The organism is Streptomyces sp. CNT372 (assembly GCF_000377145.1).
In genome coordinates, this window is record NZ_KB897777.1 from 544,110 (window position 1) to 562,021 (window position 17,912).

10 protein-coding genes, 1 tRNA gene and 1 other RNA gene are annotated in these 17,912 nt (G+C 74.0%); 5 read left to right on the forward strand and 7 right to left on the reverse strand.

Annotated features, from left to right (window positions below):
* Positions 1–53 precede the first annotated feature (53 nt).
* From C593_RS0105045 to C593_RS0105065, 5 genes are all read right to left on the reverse strand, one after another.
* Positions 54–656: an HhH-GPD-type base excision DNA repair protein gene (locus C593_RS0105045; RefSeq protein ID WP_020610228.1), complete on the reverse strand. Its 603-nt coding sequence runs from the start codon at positions 654–656 to the stop codon at positions 54–56.
* Between the two features lie 264 nt (positions 657–920).
* Positions 921–1,733 carry an SDR family NAD(P)-dependent oxidoreductase gene (locus C593_RS0105050; protein WP_018846219.1) on the reverse strand — a complete coding sequence of 271 codons (813 nt, stop codon included), beginning with the start codon at positions 1,731–1,733 and terminating at the stop codon, positions 921–923.
* Positions 1,730–3,394 (reverse strand): FAD-binding dehydrogenase, encoded by a 1,665-nt coding sequence (locus tag C593_RS0105055; protein WP_018846220.1) that lies wholly within the window; start codon positions 3,392–3,394, stop codon positions 1,730–1,732. The genes C593_RS0105050 and C593_RS0105055 overlap by 4 nt, the downstream gene beginning before the upstream one ends.
* Positions 3,391–3,960, reverse strand: coding sequence for a TetR/AcrR family transcriptional regulator (locus tag C593_RS28870; protein ID WP_106434563.1), 570 nt, complete (start codon positions 3,958–3,960; stop codon positions 3,391–3,393). The genes C593_RS0105055 and C593_RS28870 overlap by 4 nt, the downstream gene beginning before the upstream one ends.
* 425 nt (positions 3,961–4,385) lie before the next feature.
* On the reverse strand, positions 4,386–6,215 hold the full coding sequence (locus C593_RS0105065; RefSeq protein WP_018846222.1) for a lysyl oxidase family protein: 1,830 nt from the start codon (positions 6,213–6,215) through the stop codon (positions 4,386–4,388).
* A 417-nt stretch (positions 6,216–6,632) separates the two neighbouring features.
* Here C593_RS0105065 and C593_RS0105070 point away from each other — a divergent pair, with 417 nt between their 5' ends.
* Positions 6,633–9,035, forward strand: a complete 2,403-nt coding sequence (locus C593_RS0105070; RefSeq protein WP_018846223.1) for an excinuclease ABC subunit UvrA — start codon at positions 6,633–6,635, stop codon at positions 9,033–9,035.
* 143 nt (positions 9,036–9,178) lie between these two features.
* On the opposite strand, the gene C593_RS0105075 is transcribed toward C593_RS0105070, so the two are convergent.
* The gene (locus C593_RS0105075) at positions 9,179–10,600 is read right to left on the reverse strand and encodes an ATP-binding protein (protein ID WP_018846224.1); all 1,422 of its coding nucleotides are present in this window, start codon (positions 10,598–10,600) and stop codon (positions 9,179–9,181) included.
* 365 nt (positions 10,601–10,965) lie between these two features.
* A tRNA-Ser gene (locus C593_RS0105085) sits at positions 10,966–11,053 on the reverse strand.
* A 99-nt stretch (positions 11,054–11,152) separates the two neighbouring features.
* Between C593_RS0105085 and ffs the strand changes: the two genes are divergently transcribed.
* From ffs to C593_RS0105100, 4 genes are all read left to right on the forward strand, one after another.
* Positions 11,153–11,247: signal recognition particle sRNA small type (ffs, locus tag C593_RS31305), an RNA gene on the forward strand.
* Between the two features lie 91 nt (positions 11,248–11,338).
* Entirely contained in the window at positions 11,339–13,699 is a 2,361-nt protein-coding gene (locus tag C593_RS0105090; protein WP_018846226.1) for a DNA polymerase III subunit gamma and tau, read from the forward strand.
* A gap of 61 nt (positions 13,700–13,760) precedes the next feature.
* Positions 13,761–15,014 (forward strand): phosphoribosylamine--glycine ligase, encoded by a 1,254-nt coding sequence (gene purD / locus C593_RS0105095; protein ID WP_018846227.1) that lies wholly within the window; start codon positions 13,761–13,763, stop codon positions 15,012–15,014.
* Positions 15,015–16,102: 1,088 nt separating this feature from the next.
* A complete protein-coding gene (locus tag C593_RS0105100; RefSeq protein ID WP_018846228.1) occupies positions 16,103–17,845 on the forward strand; it encodes a hypothetical protein in 1,743 nt (580 codons plus the stop codon).
* The last annotated feature ends 67 nt before the right edge of the window (positions 17,846–17,912 follow it).

Sequence of the window (17,912 nt, forward strand, 5' to 3'; positions counted from 1 at the left end):
TCGCCGTGGCGGCGCCCGTCCCCGGGACCTGGCCGAAGAGGACCGTTCGGGCGCTAACTCTCCTTTTTCGGGCGCCCCTTCGCCGCCTTCGCCGCGGCCTTCTTCTCCTGCTTGTACGCACGCACCCGGGCCAGCGACTCCGGTCCGGTGATGTCCGCCGCCGAGCGGTAGGAGTCCTTCTCGCCGTACGCGCCGGCCGCCTCGCGCCAGCCCTCGGGCGTCACGCCGTACTGCTTGCCCAGCAGGGCGAGGAAGATCTGCGCCTTCTGTTCGCCGAAGCCGGGCAGGGCCTTCAGCCGGGCCAGGAGTTCCCGGCCGGTGGACACGTCCCGCCACACCGCGCTCGCGTCGCCGTCGTACTCGTCGACGAGGTGGCGGCACAGCTCCTGCACCCGCTTGGCCATGGAGGCGGGGTAGCGGTGCACGGCGGGCTTCCGCCGGAGCAGTTCGCCGAACGCGTCCGGGTCGTAGTCGGCGATCTGCGCGGCGTCGAGGTCGTCGGTGCCGAGCCGCTGCGCCACGGTGTACGGGCCGGTGAACGCCCACTCCATGGGGATCTGCTGGTCGAGCAGCATGCCGACGAGGGCGGCGAGGGCGCTGCGGCCGAGCAGCTCGTCGGCCTCGGGCTGCTGGGCGAGGTGAATCGTGGCGTCCATGCCCTCGATGATCACCCCGGGGTGCGGGCCCCGCCAGCGTGGCGGGCCTGGCCGGGCGGCGGCGCGGGTGACGGGCCGTCGCCTTCAGGCGCTCAATCCGGCCGCCCGCATCCGCAGACAGCGCGCCTCGGGGGTGCTCAGGGTGCCCGCAGCCGCCGAGCGGTACGCCTCCGCCGCCGCGGCCCGTTCGCCCGGGGGCGCCGTCTCGACGACGCGCCGGAGCTTGTTCCCGACCGGTTCCGGCCCGGACCCCGGCCCCCGCTGTCAGCGCAGGCCGTGCCGGCGGGCCGTCATCCGTTCCACGGCCGAGCGGGGCATCACCCGGCGGAGGGCGAAGGCGAGGGGCGCGTTGCTGCCGACCGCGTAGAGGGGGCGGGGGCGCGCGGACTCGATCGCCCGGAGGACGGTGGCGGCCACCCGGCCGGGCGGGGTCCCCTTCGCCTCGTTGGCGTTGAGCGCTTCGAGCATGGTGCGGTACTCGTCGAGGTAGGGGGAGTCCTCGGCGATGTACTCGGTGCGGCGCTCGCTGATACCGGTGCTGATCGCACCGGGCTCCACCGTCGTCACCCCGATGCCGTACGGGGAGACCTCGCGCCGCAGGGAGGTGGCGAAGCCCCGGAGCGCGGCCTTGGAGGCGACGTACGAGGAGCGGTACGCGAGCGGGAAGCTGGCCAGCATGGAGCCGACCATGACCACCCGGCCGCGGCGGCGGGCCCGCATGCCGGGGAGCAGGAGCTGGGTGAGGCGGACCGCGCCGAAGACGTTCAGCCGGAACAGCCGTTCCAGGGCCTCCAGCGGCAGTTCCTCCAGCGGCCCGTTCTGGCTCTCGCCCGCGTTGTTGACGAGGACGTCCACCTCCCCGGCCGCCGCCGCGCACGCCTCGATCGACGCCTCGTCGGTCAGGTCGAGGGCCAGGTACTCCACCCCGGGGATCCGGTCGGTGACCGCCTCGGGCCGTCGGCTGGTGCCGTGGACCCGGTAGCCGCGGGCGACCAGGGCGGCGGCGACGGCCGCGCCGATGCCGGAGGAGGCCCCGGTGACCAGGGCGGTTCCCGGTCCCTGTGCGGGAAGGCTCATCCGAGCCTCCTCGCGAGGGCCCGGCCCGCGGCCCGGCCGGAGAAGATGCAGCCGCCGAGGAAGGTCCCCTCCAGCGCGTTGTAACCGTGCACGCCGCCGCCGCCGAAGCCGGCCACCTCCCCCGCCGCGTACAGCCCCTCGAAGGGTTCGCCGTCGGGGCGGACCACCTGCGAGTTCAGGGTGGTCTCCAGGCCGCCGAGGGTCTTGCGGGTCAGCAGGTGAAGCCGGACGGCGATCAGCGGCCCGTGCGCCGGGTCGAGCAGCCGGTGCGGCTTGGCGACGCGGGTGAGCTTGTCGGGCCAGTACGCGCGGGCGTTGGCGATCGACATCAGCTGGAAGTCCTTGGAGTAGGCGTTGCCGACCTCGCGGTCGCGGGCCGTGATCTCCCGCTCGACCTGCGCGTGGTCCAGCTCCGGGCCGGGGGCGATGGCGTTCATCCCGTCGACCAGTTCCCTGAGCGTGCGCCGCACCACGAAGTCCTCACCCCTGTCGAGGAAGGCCTGCACCGGGGCGGGCGCGCCCTTCTTCGCCCGGGACAGGACCAGCTTCAGGTCCTTGCCCGTGACGTCCGGGTTCTGTTCGGAGCCGGAGAGCGCGAACTCCTTCTCCACGATCTCCCGGGTGAGCACGAACCACGAGTAGTCGTACCCGGTGGCGGTGATGTGCTTCAGGGTCGCCAGGGTGTCGTGGCCCGGGTAGAGCGGCACCGGAAGCCGCCGGCCGGTCGCGTCCAGCCAGAGGGAGGAGGGGCCGGGGATGATCCGGATGGCGTGGTCGGGCCAGATAGGGTCCCAGTTGCGGACGCCCTCGGTGTAGTGCCACATCCGGTCGCGGTTGACGATCGAGCCGCCCGCGTCCTCGGTGATCTCCAGCATCCGGCCGTCGACGTACGCCGGCACACCGGTGATCATCGAGGCCGGGGGTGTGCCGAGGCGGTCCGCGGGCCAGTTCTTCCGGACCAGTTCCTGGTTGCCGCCGATCCCGCCGGAGGTCACGACCACGGCCTGCGCGCGCAGCTCGAACCCGCCCGCCGGCGTACGGGAGGAGGCGACGCCGCGCGGCTCGGCGGCGGGCTCCAGCACGGTGCCGCGCACGCCGACCGCGGCGCCGTTCTCGACGATCAGGCCGTCCACCCGGTGCCGGTGCCGGAAGGTGACCAGCCCGCGGGCCGCCGCCGCGAGGACCGGCTCCCTGAACACGCGCACCACCTCGGGGCCGGTGCCCCAGGTGATGTGGAAGCGGGGCACCGAGTTGCCGTGCCCCGAGGCCGCGCCCGCCCCGCGCTCGGCCCAGCCGACGGTGGGCATCACGCGCAGCCCCAGCCGGTGCAGATAGTCCCGCTTCTCCCCGGCGGCGAAGTCGACGTACGCCTCGGCCCAGCGGCGCGGCCAGTGGTCCTCGCGCTCCCGGTCGAAGCCGGCCGAGCCGAGCCAGTCGGCGAGGGCGAGCTCGGCGGAGTCCCTGATGCCCATGCGGCGCTGCTCGGGGCTGTCGACCAGGAACAGCCCGCCCAGCGACCAGAAGGCCTGGCCGCCGAGGTTGGCCTCGTTCTCCTGGTCGACCACGACCACACGCTTCCCGGCGCGGGTCAGCTCGTATACGGCGACCAGCCCGGCCAGTCCCGCGCCCACGACGATGACGTCGGCGTCCTCGCTGCTCACAGTGCCTCCTCGGTGATCGGGGTGCTGTACGCGTTCAGTACGGCCTCGAAGAGCGCCTCGCGCCGCAGGCGGGGGACCTCGCTCCCGGGTTCCAGCAGGACCTGCACCGAGGTGCCGTCGTGCACGGCGACCAGGGCCTGGCCGAGCGCGGCCTCGTCCGGGACGCGACGGCCGGTGCGGGCGAGGGCGTCGACCACGACCGGCAGGATGGTGTCGAGGATCGCCTGCTCCCGCGCGGCCATCACCCGGCGCAGCGATCGGTTGCGCAGGGCGTGCGCGGTGAACTCGGCGGTCACCCGGTACCAGGCGTCGTCGACGGGGATGGCCGCGACCGCCGCCCGGATCGTCTCCTCGGGGGCGGCGGACGAGGCGGTGGCCAGCGCCTCGCGCACATCGGCGAGCATCCGCTGCGAGCGCTCCTCCCACATGGCGAGGAACAGCTCGTCGAGGGAGGAGAAGTTGGAGTAGAAGGCGCCCCGGGTGTAGCCGGCCCGCTCGCAGACCTGCTCCACGGTGGAGCGGCCGAAGCCCTCCTCGGCGAAGACCTCCAGCGCGGCGTCGAGCATCCGCCGCCGGGTCCGGGCGCGGCGCGCGGTGACCCGCCGGGGCGCGGGCGCCGCGTCGGCGTCCGGGCCTGAGTGCGGAGCTGAGTCCGGGCCTGCGTCCGGGCCCGAGTTCGGACCGGTGCCGGCTCCGGTTCCGATACCGGTCCCGGCGTGGGGTCCGGCGTCGCTTCCGGTCGCGGTCGCGGTCGCGGTTCCGGTCCCGGAAGCGGCTCCGGTCCGGGTCCCCGTCTCGGCGTTCATCGTGACGTGCCCCCTTGTCGATGCGTGAACGTATCCGATGCGTTCGTGTATCGACAAGGGTCGTGCACGGCCTCTGTCGCGGGTGCACGCGCACAGCGGACGGCCCCCGGAACCGGTCGTGGTTCCGGGGGCCGTCCCCTGGGGGTGCCGGTGCTCCCGGCGAGGTACCGCGGTGCCGCTCCGCGTCAGTTGGCGTCGACGAGGTCGTGCGCCGGGACCTTCACCGTCCGGGCGCCCTTGGTGCCGCCGAGGACGATCTTGCGCAGGGCGCTGTTGTTGTCGAGGTCGGTCTCCTTGAGGCGCTTCTCCGGGTTGGCGAGCACCTGGATCCAGTACGTGCCGTTGGGGAGGTCGGTGATGTCGAAGGACTGGCCGGGCAGGTCCTGGGTGTAGGTGTCGCCCGAGCCGACGTCCAGGACCTCACGCACGGAGATCGAGTTCTCCTGGCCGCACGCGGTGGACAGGTCGGTGTTCTGCGGGTGCCAGTTGGCGTTCTTCACCGTGTAGTCGACGGCGTCCGTGTTGGCCAGGCAGAACGCCTCCTTGCCGCTGCGCACGGCCTCCTTCTTGTCCGCCTTCAGCAGCCGGTAGCTGGCGAAATCGGTGAAGTGCCAGTGCTCGTGGCCCGGACGCGGGTCCCACTCCATGGTGCCGGTGGGCGCGTAGCCGACCTGCTTGCCCTTGGCGTCGTAGAAGTACTGGTACGCGTCCATCTTGTCCTTGCCGGGCTTGCGGAAGCCGTCGACGACGAGCTGCGCGGGGCCGGCGTTCCACACGTTGGCGCTGAAGGACAGGTAGTCCTTGCCCGGTGCCTCGTCGAAGCCCTCGCCGATGCCGATGCCGTAGGCGGGCAGCGACCGCAGGTCGGGCTTGGGGACGTCGGGCACCTTCGCCTTGCCCTTGGGCGGCGCGGCGTTGGCCTTGAGGGCGGGAGCGAGGCGGGAGCCGTCGGTGCGGCCCGGGCCGTCGCCGGGCTTCTGCGCGGTGCGCAGGCCGGCCTTCTTGGCGGCCCAGGGGAGCGCCGGCGGAGCGGGGGCGTAGGGGCCGTGGCCGACGTTGTAGGTGGGGGCCGCGCCGGTCGTCGGGGCCTCCGGGGCCTCGGCGCGCACGGCGGGGTGGCCCTCGGGGTGCGCGGCGGTGTGGCCGCCCTCGGCGTGGGCGGCGTGGCCCGAGGCCGTGCCCGCCCTGTCCGGCGCCCTGCCCGGCGTCTTGTCCTGCCCGTGGCCGCCGTGGGCCGCGCCGCCGCCGTGCCCGGCCGCGTGGTGGTCGCCGTGCTTGGCCGCGCCCCGGGTCCCGGCGCCGGCGCGGCCCTGGTCCTCCCAACTGCGCTCGCGGACGGTCACCTTGATGGTCTGCGGCTTGTTGGCGATGCCGAACAGGTCGCGGTAGCGCTTGGTGACGGACACCTTGGCGGTGTACTTGCCGGGCTTCAGTGCGACGGGGGAGGCGTAGAAGCCCGCGTAGGTGTTGGACGCCCAGCCCTTCTCCACCCCCCACACCGAGCCGAGGGTGAACGGGTTCACCGGGCAGCTCTCCGGGTACTTGGAGGTGCTCGGCGCGTCCGGGCGCACTCGGCCTGACGCGTTGTTCGGGCAGAAGGACTCCTGACGCTTCAGGACCTGCTTGCCCTTCGTGTCGGTGATGGCGATCTCGGTGAAGCCGGGCAGCCCGCCGAAGTCCTTCACGGTCCCCTTGGGCAGGGTCCTCGTGGTGGTCTTCTTCCCCTGGCGGACGATCTGCCGGGCGACCACCGGGTCCTTGTAGGACTTGCGGGTCACCTTCAGCTCCAGGGGCCCGTTCTCGGCGGTGACATAGGTGCCGAGGTCCAGGTAGACGCCGGGGTCCTCCTTCCACGAGTCGAGGGTCACCGACGGAGTCGCGGCGATCAGGCCGAGCTTCGGTCCGGCGGCCTGCCTGGCGTCGGGCGCGGCGGCGATCACGCCCGCGGCGACCGCGATCGCCGCACCCCCGGCGATCGCGGCGCGGCCGATACGAGCCTTGTGGGATCTGGTCATCTTCCTCGTTCTCCCAGTACGTGACGGGACGGAGGAGGAACAGCGGCCCAGCCGATGCGGTCACGCGGCTCCCTCCAGCCTCTGAGAGGGCGGAGCAGGGAGAGGGGTTGGCTGCATGCCCCGGCCAAGCGCTCAATGGCCAGAATCGCGGTCCCCGACGGGTGTTTCCGGACGTTCACGGACAAGGCGGGGCCGGAACGGCGGCGTCCGTAGTAAAGGGCACAAGCCCCGGGGAGCGCGCTCACGATCCCGGAGGAGCGCGATCAGTTTTCGAGAAGCCCGCGTGACGGGTGGCGATACATACTGCTCGAAGCCGGCCGCATCGAGCCGTGTGGCACGGACGCGGGCCGCCGGGCCGGCCCCGTCCGGACAGGACGCGGGCCGGCCGGAGGTCCCGTCCGGACAGAGGGAGAGACGATGAGCAGGGCCAAGAGGACGGGCGCGCAGCCGTCCGCGCACGCCGCCGACAGCCACGAGATGATCCGCGTGCACGGCGCGCGCGAGAACAACCTCAAGGACGTCAGCATCGAGATCCCGAAGCGCCGGCTCACGGTGTTCACGGGCGTCTCCGGCTCGGGCAAGAGCTCGCTGGTGTTCGACACCATCGCCGCCGAGTCCCAGCGGCTGATCAACGAGACCTACAGCGCCTTCCTCCAGGGCTTCATGCCGACCCTCGCCCGGCCCGAGGTCGACGTCCTCGACGGTCTGACCACCGCCATCACCGTCGACCAGCAGCGGATGGGCGGCGACCCGCGCTCCACCGTCGGCACCGCCACCGACGCCAACGCGATGCTGCGCATCCTCTTCAGCCGCCTCGGCAAGCCGCACATCGGCCCGCCCAGCGCGTACTCCTTCAACACCGCCTCGGTCCGGGCCAGCGGCGCGATCACCGTCGAGCGCGGCGACCGCAAGGCGGTGAAGGCGACCTTCTCCCGCACCGGCGGCATGTGCCCCCACTGCGAGGGCCGGGGCAAGGTCTCCGACATCGACCTCAGCCAGCTCTACGACGACTCCAAGTCCCTTGCCGAGGGCGCGTTCACCATCCCCGGCTGGAAGTCGGACAACGTCTGGACCGTGGGGCTGTACGCGCAGTCCGGCTTCCTCGACCCGGAGAAGCCGATCCGCCGCTTCACCAAGCAGGAGATGCAGGACTTCCTGTACCGGGAGCCGGTGAAGGTCAAGGTCAACGGCGTCAACCTCACCTACGAGGGCCTGATCCCCAAGATCCAGAAGTCGTTCCTGTCCAAGGACAAGGAGTCGATGCAGCCCCATGTGCGGGCCTTCGTGGAGCGCGCGGTCACCTTCACCGACTGCCCCGAGTGCGAGGGCACCCGGCTCAGCGAGGGGGCCCGCTCGTCGAAGATCAAGAAGATCAGCATCGCCGACGCCTGCGCCATGGAGATCCGGGACCTCGCCGAGTGGGTCCGCGGCCTGGACGAGCCCTCGGTGGCCCCGCTGCTCACCGCGCTCGGCGGAACCCTGGACTCCTTCGTGGAGATCGGCCTCGGCTACCTCTCGCTGGACCGCCCGGCGGGCACCCTGTCCGGCGGCGAGGCGCAGCGCGTCAAGATGATCCGCCACCTCGGCTCCTCGCTCACCGACATCACCTATGTCTTCGACGAGCCCACCATCGGCCTGCACCCGCACGACATCCGGCGGATGAACGACCTGCTGCTGCGGCTGCGGGACAAGGGCAACACGGTCCTGGTCGTGGAGCACAAGCCGGAGACGATCGCGATCGCCGACCACGTCGTCGACCTCGGCCCCGGCGCCGGGACGGCGGGCGGCACGGTCTGCTACGAGGGCACCGTCGAGGGGCTGCGGGCCGGCGACACCCTCACCGGCCGCCACCTCGACGACCGCTCCACCCTCAAGGAGACGGTGCGGGCCCCCAAGGGGGCGCTGGAGATCCGCGGCGCGAGCGCGAACAACCTGCGGGACGTCGACGTGGACATCCCGCTCGGGGTCCTCTGCGTGGTCACCGGCGTCGCCGGCTCCGGAAAGAGCTCCCTGATCCACGGCTCGCTGGTCGACGGCCCGGTGGCCGCCGAGGAGGGCGTGGTGGCGATCGACCAGGGCGCGATCAAGGGCTCGCGCCGCTCCAATCCGGCGACGTACACCGGACTCCTCGACCCGATCCGCAAGGCCTTCGCCAAGGCCAACGGCGTGAAGCCCGCGCTGTTCAGCGCCAACTCCGAGGGCGCCTGCCCCAATTGCAACGGCGCCGGGGTCGTCTACACGGACCTGGCGATGATGGCCGGGGTGGCGACCACCTGCGAGGCCTGCGAGGGGAAGCGTTTCGACGCCTCCGTCCTCGAACACCGCCTGGGTGGGAAGGACATCAGCGAGGTGCTGGCGATGCCGGTGAGCGAAGCGGTGGAGTTCTTCGCGGACGGCGAGGCCCGCACTCCGGCCGCGCACCGGATCCTCGGCCACCTCTCCGACGTCGGCCTCGGCTATCTGACCCTCGGCCAGCCGCTCACCACCCTCTCCGGCGGCGAGCGCCAGCGGCTCAAGCTGGCGACCCACATGGGCGAGAAGGGCGGCGTCTACGTCCTCGACGAGCCGACCACCGGCCTGCACCTCGCCGACGTCGAGCACCTGCTGGGCCTGCTCGACCGGCTGGTCGACGCGGGGAAGTCGGTCGTGGTCATCGAGCACCACCAGGCGGTGATGGCCCACGCGGACTGGATCGTCGACCTCGGCCCCGGCGCCGGCCACGACGGCGGCCGGATCGTCTTCGAGGGCACCCCCGCGGACCTCGTCGCCGCCCGCTCCACCCTCACGGGCGAGCACCTGGCGGAGTACGTGCGGGGCTGACGGACTCGCCTCCGTCCGATGTCGAAGGGCCCCACCGCGAACGGTGGGGCCCTTCGACATCGTGCTGTCCGAACTGCCGTGGACGGCAGCGGATGCAAGCAGAACCGCAGTTACGGGAGTCCGCTACAGGAGTCCGCCCCCGATCACGCCCTGCGCCAGGCGCCGAGCAGTTCTTCGGGTCCGTACGCCGCCTGGAGCCCGGAACACGCGGTCCCGTTGCGCGAGACCGCCACGAGCGGTACGGGCTCATCGGTGATGGCCGCCCGGTGCTTCTGCAGCGCGGCCAGGTCGTGGCCGTCGAACGCGGAGGTCTCCAGCCACTTGACCGAACCGAGGAAGAGCAATTCCCTGGCCACCGGCTGCCGGTCGGCGCCGACCAAGTCGATTTCGACGTCGTTGCCGCGGGTCCAGTAGCCGCCGATCGCCGGAGCGGCCGGCAGGATCCCGTCCGGCAGGAGGCGGGCGAGGGATTCCCGGACGAGCGGTTCGACCGCGCGCCCCCGCCAGCTCGTCCACTGCTCCTTGATCCGGCTCAGCGTGAGATCTCCGCGCATCCGTTCGATCTCCGCCATATGCGGATCCAGGAACGCCAGCCAGAACCGCAGGTAGGGATCGGCCACGCGGTAGCGGCGTTCCTTCGACGGTCTCAGGGAGAGGGGCAGCTCGGCTGCCACCACCCGCTTCTCGGTCAGGACATCCGTGGCTCGCGTGAGGGTGGTGTGGGCGATGCCACCCGCCGCGCGAGCGATGTTGGTGAAGGTTCTCTCGCCGCTTCCGATGGCCCGCAGGACTTCCCGGCTCATCGCCTGTGGTGGGAATTCCGCGGCAAGCGATCGCTCGGCGGAGACCAGCAGCGCCGAGATCGGGTTGTCCAGCGAGTCACGGAGGAACTCCCAGACATCGGCCCCGGGCCGCCACTCCGCGCAGATCAGCGGAAGGCCGCCGGTGATCAGAGCGGCGTCGAAAGCGGCCGCCGGCCCGAGTCCGAGCATCTCGCCGATGTCGGCCGGGTTCAGCGGTCCCACGACCATCTCCCGGCCTCGCTGGTGGAAGGGGCGGTCGTAGCTGTTCAGCGCCTCCATCATCGACAGGTCGGAGCCGACCAGGAGGAGGAGCACGGGCTTGCGGCTGAGCAGACGGTCCCACGCCCGCTGGAGCATGCCCTCGAAGGCGTCGATGCGGTCCATCAGGTACGGAACCTCGTCCATGACGACCACGCTTGGCCTGTCGTCGGGAAGGATCTCCGCGAGCAGCCTGAACGCCGCGTTCCACTGCTCCGGAGTCTCCTCCGAAAAAAGCGCCCGCTCCGGCAGGGTGGATCTGGCGACGGCGTCGAGCAACTCCACCAGCTCGTCCTCCGCCGTGCCGCCCGCCGCCGTGAAGAACAGGTACGGCACCTTGGTCCGCCGGAGGAATTCTTCGACGAGGCTGGACTTGCCGACCCGCCTTCGCCCACGCATGAGGACGCACTGCCCCGGCTTCGCCGAGCCGACGGCATCGTGGACCGACCGCAGGGCGCTGCCGAGCACGTTCAGCTCGCGGTCCCGTCCGATGAAACGCCGCATACACACCTCCCGCGAGCAATAGTATCGACAGAGATAGTATCGATGCCGACACTATCTCTCCTCCTCGCCGGTCTCCCTCGCCGCCGTCCTCCGCGCGCATGCCGAGGCGCACGAGCGCGAGCGCAGGAGGCTCGGCAACCTGTGGAACGAGTCGGTCTGCCCGGGCACCTCCGCGAGCGTGCGGGCGAGGTGCCTCCCTGTGCCGGACGCCGTGCTGGACGGCGTCGCCCGGAAGATCGCCGATGCCATCCGAGGGCCCCGGAAGCGCCCGCTGTGGACAAAAACCAGGACAACGAGGGCTGAGAAACGTCGAAGGGCCCCACCGCGAACGGTGGGGCCCTTCGACATCGTGCCCGGTGAGGCACTGGCGGAGGATACGAGATTCGAACTCGTGAGGGGTTGCCCCCAACACGCTTTCCAAGCGTGCGCCCTAGGCCTCTAGGCGAATCCTCCGCCGGGAACATTACATGACTCCGGGCAGTGCTCGCGAACTCGTTCTCCGGCGGGTGGGGAGGGGGTCCGAGCACGTCCGGGGATCGGGTAGCCTGGGGCCCAGCCCCTCACGCGGCGCTATCTGACTGAACTCCCCCAGGGCCGGAAGGCAGCAAGGGTAGGTCGGCTCTGGCGGGTGCGTGGGGGGCCCTTGTGTTTCCGGGGCGGTGCGGCCTCGCGGGCGGTGCAGTCGCAGGGAGGGCAGGGCGGCGCCGGTTGTCGGTGGGCCCCGATAACCTCGTAGGCGTGTCGTCCCTTGCGCTGTACCGCCGCTATCGCCCCGAGTCGTTCGCCGAGGTCATCGGGCAGGAGCATGTCACCGACCCCCTGCAGCAGGCCCTCCGCAACAACCGGGTCAACCACGCGTACCTGTTCAGCGGGCCGCGCGGCTGCGGCAAGACGACCAGTGCCCGCATCCTCGCCCGCTGTCTGAACTGCGAGCAGGGCCCCACGCCCACCCCCTGCGGCGAGTGCCAGTCCTGCCGCGACCTGGCGCGCAACGGCCCCGGTTCGATCGACGTCATCGAGATCGACGCCGCCTCCCACGGTGGTGTGGACGACGCCCGTGATCTGCGGGAGAAGGCGTTCTTCGGCCCGGCGAGCAGCCGGTACAAGATCTACATCATCGACGAGGCGCACATGGTCACCCCGCAGGGTTTCAACGCCCTGCTGAAGGTGGTCGAGGAGCCCCCGGAGCACCTGAAGTTCATCTTCGCGACCACCGAGCCCGAGAAGGTCATCGGCACGATCCGGTCCCGCACCCACCACTACCCCTTCCGGCTGGTGCCCCCCGGCACCCTCCGGGAGTACCTGACGCAGGTGTGCGGCCAGGAGGGCATCCCTGTGGACGACGGCGTCATGCCGCTGGTCGTCCGCGCGGGCGGCGGGTCGGTGCGTGACTCGATGTCCGTGATGGACCAGCTGCTGGCCGGAGCCGCCGCGGACGGTGTGACATACGCCATGGCCACCGCCCTCCTCGGGTACACCGACGGCGCCCTGCTCGACTCCGTCGTGGACGCCTTCGCCTCGGGTGACGGCGCGGCCGCCTTCGAGGTCGTCGACCGGGTCATCGAGGGCGGGCACGACCCGCGCCGGTTCGTCGCGGACCTGCTGGAGCGGCTGCGGGACCTGGTCATCCTGGCCGCCGTGCCGGACGCCGGCGCCAAGGGCCTGATCGACGCCCCGGCCGATGTGGTCGAGCGGATGCAGGCGCAAGCGCAGGTGTTCGGGGCGGTCGAGCTGAGCCGCGCCGCCGACCTGGTCAACGAGGGGCTGACCGAGATGCGCGGCGCGACCTCGCCGCGCCTTCAACTGGAGCTGATCTGCGCCCGGGTGCTGCTGCCCGCCGCGTTCGGCGACGAGCGCTCGCTCCAGGCGCGGCTGGACCGGCTGGAGCGCGGGGCCGGGGCGGCCCTGGCGATGGGCGCCGTGGGCGGGCAGCCCATGGCGGGCCAGGCCCCGCCGATGGGCTACGTGCCGGGGCCTCAGGCCCAGGCGCATGTCCCGCCGGGCGGCGGCCCCGCGGCGGCGCGCGCCGCCGTGCGTCCGGACGCGGCGCCGCAGGCGGCCCCCGTGGCCCCGGCGACCCCCGCGGCTGCTCCGGCACCACCCACCCAGGACCGGCCCCCCGCCCCCGAGCCCACGCCGCAGGAGCCGCCGCCCGCCGCCCGCCCGGGCGCCTGGCCCGGCGCCGCGGCGCCCGGCTCGGGCGCCCCCGGCGGGCAGAATGCCCCGGCCCCCGCCGGAACCGGCCCGGCGCCCGGCTCCGGCGACGCCGGCTCCGGGGCCGCTTCCGCCGAGCCCGCCGCCCGCCGCCCCGGCGGCTGGCCCACCGCGGCCGCCCCCGGCCGGGGCGCGCCCCCCGCCCCGTCCCGGCCGACCCCGGCGGCCCCCGAGCCGCAGCGGTCCGCGCCCGCCCCGGCCGCCGCGCCGGGACCCGTCGCCTCCCAGGGCGCCGGCCAGGTGCGCAACATGTGGCCGGACATCCTGGAGGCGGTCAAGAACCGCCGGCGCTTCACCTGGATCCTCCTCAGCCAGAACGCCCAGGTCGCCGGCTTCGACGGCACCACTCTCCAGCTCGGCTTCATCAACGCCGGCGCCCGCGACAACTTCGCGAGCAGCGGCAGCGAGGACGTCCTGCGGCAGGCCCTCGCCGAGCAGTTCAACGTGCAGTGGAAGGTCGAGGCGATCGTCGACCCGTCCGGCGGGGCGGGCGGCCAGCCCGGCTCCGGTGGCCAGCCCCCCTCCGGCGGGTACGGCGGCCAGGGCGGCGGCTACGGCGGCGGCGGGGGCCAGGGCGGCTACGGCCAGCCCCGTCCGCCGGCGCCCGCCCCGGCCCCCGCCGCACCCCCTGCCCGTCCGGAGCCCGGGTCCCCGTCCCCGGCGTCCTCGCCGGGGCCCGCCTCCCGGCCCGCACCCCCCTCCGCCGCCCCGGAACCGCCGCGTCCGGCCGAGTCGTACAGCCCGCCGCCGCCCCCGCCGGTCTCCCTGGAGGACGACGTCCCCGAGGAGGACGACCCGGACCTGGTGGACTCGGCGCTCTCCGGCCACGACCTGATCGTCCGCGAGCTCGGCGCCACGGTGGTGGAGGAATATACGAACGAGTGACCGGCCCCTCCTCGGAGGCCCGTACGACGGCGGGCGGCGCGCGGCCGTTAGGCTGGCGCCCGTGAAGGTCCTCGTCATCGGCGGCGGCGCCCGCGAACACGCCCTGTGCCGCTCCCTGTCCCTCGATCCCGACGTCACCGCTCTGCACTGCGCGCCCGGAAACGCCGGTATCGCCGAGGTCGCCGAGCTGCACCCGGTCGACCAGCTGGACGGCCGGGCCGTCGCGGAGCTGGCGACCGCCCTGGAGGCCGACCTCGTCGTCGTCGGCCCGGAGGCCCCGCTCGTCGCCGGGGTGGCCGACGCGGTGCGCGCCGTGCGCATCCCCTGCTTCGGCCCCTCGAAGGAGGCGGCCGAGCTGGAGGGCTCCAAGGCGTTCGCCAAGGACGTGATGGCCGCCGCCGGCGTCCCCACGGCCCGCAGCTACGTCTGCACCACCCCCGCCGAGGTCGACGAGGCGCTGGACGCCTTCGGCGCCCCGTACGTGGTCAAGGACGACGGGCTGGCGGCCGGCAAGGGCGTCGTCGTCACGAGCGATCTCGCCACCGCCCGGGAACACGCGCTCGCCTGCGGCCGGGTCGTCATCGAGGAGTACCTCGACGGACCCGAGGTCTCCCTGTTCGCCGTCACCGACGGCACCACCGTCGTCCCGCTGCGCCCCGCCCAGGACTTCAAGCGCGCGCTCGACGGCGACGAGGGCCCGAACACCGGCGGCATGGGCGCGTACTCCCCGCTGCCGTGGGCCGACCCCAAGCTGGTCGACGAGGTCCTGGAGACGGTCCTCCAGCCGACCGTCGACGAACTCCGCCGCCGCGGCACCCCGTTCTCCGGGCTGCTCTACGCGGGCCTCGCGATCACCTCGCGCGGGGTGCGGGTCATCGAGTTCAACGCGCGCTTCGGCGACCCGGAGACGCAGGTCGTGCTCGCCCGGCTGAAGACCCCGCTGGCCGGGGTGCTGCTGGCCGCCGCGAACGGCACCCTCGACACCTTCCCGCCGCTCAACTGGCGCGACGACGCGGCTGTGACCGTGGTCGTCGCCTCGCACAACTACCCGGACACCCCCCGAACCGGGGACCGGGTCGAGGGCCTGGCCGAGGTCGCGGAGAAGGACGCCCCGCACGCCTACGTCCTGCACGCGGGCACCCGTCGGGACGGCGACGCGGTCCTCAGCGCGGGCGGGCGGGTGCTGTCCGTCACGGCGACGGGCAAGGACCTCGCCCAGGCGCGTGAGCGGGCGTACGCGGCGGTGGCCCGGATCCGCCTCGACGGGTCGCAGCACCGCACGGACATCGCGCGGGCGGCGGCCGAGGGGGCCTGAACCCGGCCACGGGGCCGGGGGGGACGAATCCCCGGCCACCGGCGGGCACGGCCTCCCGGCCCAGGGCGGCCGGCCGCCGCCGTCCGGCCACGGCCCCCGTGGCCGGAGGGCCGCCCCGGGCCCGTGACGGTGACGGATGGCGGCCCGGGCCGTCCGGTTGCCGGCCCGGGCCGGGAGAGCCCGGCCAGCGGCCGGTCCGGCAACGGCCCCCGGCTCCGGCCCCGGCGGGCCACCCCGGGCACGGACACCCACGCCGTCCGGTCGCAGGCCCCCGGCCGGGAGAGCCGGTCCTCCGCCGTCCCGGCGACGGAAACTCGGCCCACGCCGTCCGGCCGCGGCCCCCGTGCCCGGAGGGCCGCCCCGCGCTCGTCCCGGGCACGGATGCCGGCCCACGCCGTCCGGTCGCAGGCCCGGGCCGGTTCCGGCAATGGACGCTCGGTCCGGGCCGGGAGAGCCCGGCCAGCGGCCGGTCCGGCACCGGGCCCCGGCCCCGGCCCCGGCGGGCCACCCCGGGCACGGACGCCCACGCTGTCCGGTCGCTGGCCCCGGCCGGGAGAGCCGGTCCGCCGTCGTCCCGGCGACGGATACTCGGCCCACGCCGCCCGGCCACGGGCCCCCTGCCCGGAGGGCCGCCCCGCGCTCGTCCCGGGCACGGACGCTGACGCCGTCCGGTCGCCCGCCCCGGCCGGAGCCACTGGCCCGCCGCTGGCCCGCCACCGCCCCGCCGCCGGTCCGGCCGCTCGGCATGACGCCGCACCCCCGCCCCACACCCCCTGGACGCCCCCCCCGAGCGGCCCGGCGCAGTCGCGTCGGGTCTGCTCGCGTGTGCGGCGCACCGGGGCGCGCACCACCCCGGCGCACGGGGCGCGGGACCCGATCCCGTCGGCGCCCGTTTCGCCCGACCCTTTGACCAAAGCCATTCCATCGAGTGATGAGTCCCCCATCCGGATGACGGTCGCGCAGGCCCCAACTATGGTGCGGCGCAGGCGTTCCGGCACTTGGCTCACCGACATTGCGATGTCGGTGGGCGGTGCCACAGTGGGGGAGTGACCAACACCGTCGCAGGGCAGAGGGGGTGAGGTCCGGCCGTGTCCGGTACCGGTTCCGCGGATTCGACGGGCGCGCGCGGCGCCCGCGCCAAGGCCCATGCCGTGCTGCGCGTCAGGGGCCGGGCGCTCGCCGTCGTGCTGCTCCCGGCCGCGGTCGCCGTCGTCCTGCTGGCCGGCGGCATCACGGGCCGGCTGAGCGGCCCGGGCTGGGACACGGCGCGCTGGGTCGCCACGGCCTTCGCCGTGCCGGTGCTCCTGGCCGCGGCCGCCGTCGCCCTCGTCATCCGGCGCGCGGTACCCGCCCTCAGCCCCACCGTCGACCTGCCGCCGTCCTCGGCCCCCGACCTGTACCGGCTGGTGGACGAGCTGGCGGACCGGCTGGACGTTCCCGCGCCGTCCGCCCTGGCCCTCACCCCGGACTGCGACAGCTGGCTGGAGGACCGCACCCACCCCGCGCACCGTACCCACCCCGCGCACCGCACCCCCGGCCCGGAGCCGCGAGGGGCGGACGGCGCCGCGCCGGTGCTGGTGATCGGCTCGCCGTTCCTGTGGTGGATGCGGGTCGCCGAACTGCGGGCGGTGCTGGCCCCCGTCGTGGCGGGGGCGGGGCTCGCCGCCGACCCGGACATAGCCGCCGCCCGGCGCTTCGTGCTCGGGCTGGACGCGGCGGTCGCCGACGGCACCGGGAGCAGGCCGCACCGGGGCATATCCCGGCCCCTGGCCCCGCTGTCCGCCCGGGCGGCACGGGTGCTGCTGCGGGCCTGCCGGGAGGACGCGGCGGAGATGGAGCGCTGGGTCGCGGCGGCCGCGTCGGAGCGCGCACAGGATGTGGACTACGGGCTGCGGATCGTGGCCCAGGAGCAGGTGGGCCTGGCGTACGCGGGCTGGGACCGGCTGCTGACGCGGGTGGCGCTGCCCGCGTGGCGGATGGGCCGCTGGCCCGCGCGCCTGGACGCGGGGGTCGTCTCGGCCCTGACCGAGCTCTCGCGGCGCGACCGCCTCGCGGAGGGGTTCACCTCCCGGCTCGGCGAGCGGCCCGCGTGCGATCTGCTGGAGGAGCCCGGCACGGTGGACGAGGCGGTGTCCCTGCTGGCGGCCCGGCTGTTCCACGGCGGTCCCGGCGGCGCCGGGCCGCACTGGTCACCGGTGGACTGGGAGCAGTATCCGGCCGAGGTCGTCGACCGGAAGTGGCGCACGGAGGCGGCCCGGATCCATCAGGTGCTCGATGATCTGGGGATGCCGGAGGGCACGGGCGGGTCCGCCGGGCCCACGAGTCCCACCGGCACCGCCGGGCCCACCCTCTCGCGGGTGATGGAACACCTCTCGCGGGAGCCGGGCGGGGAGGCGAGCGACGGTCTGGCCGCCGCGATCACCGCCCGTACCGCCCGCGAGGACACGGAGGCGGAGGCTGCCGGCCCGGGCGGCGGAACCCCGGCCGCACCGGCGGGCGGGGCCCCCGGCCCCGGCGTCCCCGAAGCCGGGGAGGCTCCGCTCTGCGGCGGCGACCCGCTGCCCCTGTTCCCCCTCCAGCCGCCCCGCACCGGCCGTGACCTGCTCGCCGACCACGTCGTGGCCATGGTGTGCTGCACGGCGATCGACACCGTGGGCGCCGCACCCGGCCTGGACTGGCTCGACGGCCCCGTCCTCCTGATCGACGGCGAGCGGCGCTCGGATCTGCTGGGGCCGGTGATGAGCCTGGTGGAGGAGGGGGACGCCAAGCCGCTGCGGGTCTGGCTCGGGTCGCTCGGGGTCCGCCCGGAGAACCCGGTCCGGCTGGCCTGAACAGCGTCCCGGTCCCGGCCCGGGAGCCGTGGAACCCGTCGCCGCCCGGCCTGGTCACCCGGCCTCC

What these genes read in the sequence shown, in the direction of transcription:
- C593_RS0105045 (WP_020610228.1), bottom strand. Translation starts at nt 656, where the DNA reads ATGGACGCCACGATTCACCTCGCCCAGCAGCCCGAGGCCGACGAGCTG.
- C593_RS0105050 (WP_018846219.1), bottom strand. Translation starts at nt 1,733, where the DNA reads ATGAGCCTTCCCGCACAGGGACCGGGAACCGCCCTGGTCACCGGGGCC.
- C593_RS28870 (WP_106434563.1), bottom strand. Translation starts at nt 3,960, where the DNA reads ATGCTCGACGCCGCGCTGGAGGTCTTCGCCGAGGAGGGCTTCGGCCGC.
- C593_RS0105065 (WP_018846222.1), bottom strand. Translation starts at nt 6,215, where the DNA reads ATGACCAGATCCCACAAGGCTCGTATCGGCCGCGCCGCGATCGCCGGG.
- C593_RS0105070 (WP_018846223.1), top strand. Translation starts at nt 6,633, where the DNA reads ATGAGCAGGGCCAAGAGGACGGGCGCGCAGCCGTCCGCGCACGCCGCC.
- C593_RS0105075 (WP_018846224.1), bottom strand. Translation starts at nt 10,600, where the DNA reads ATGCGGCGTTTCATCGGACGGGACCGCGAGCTGAACGTGCTCGGCAGC.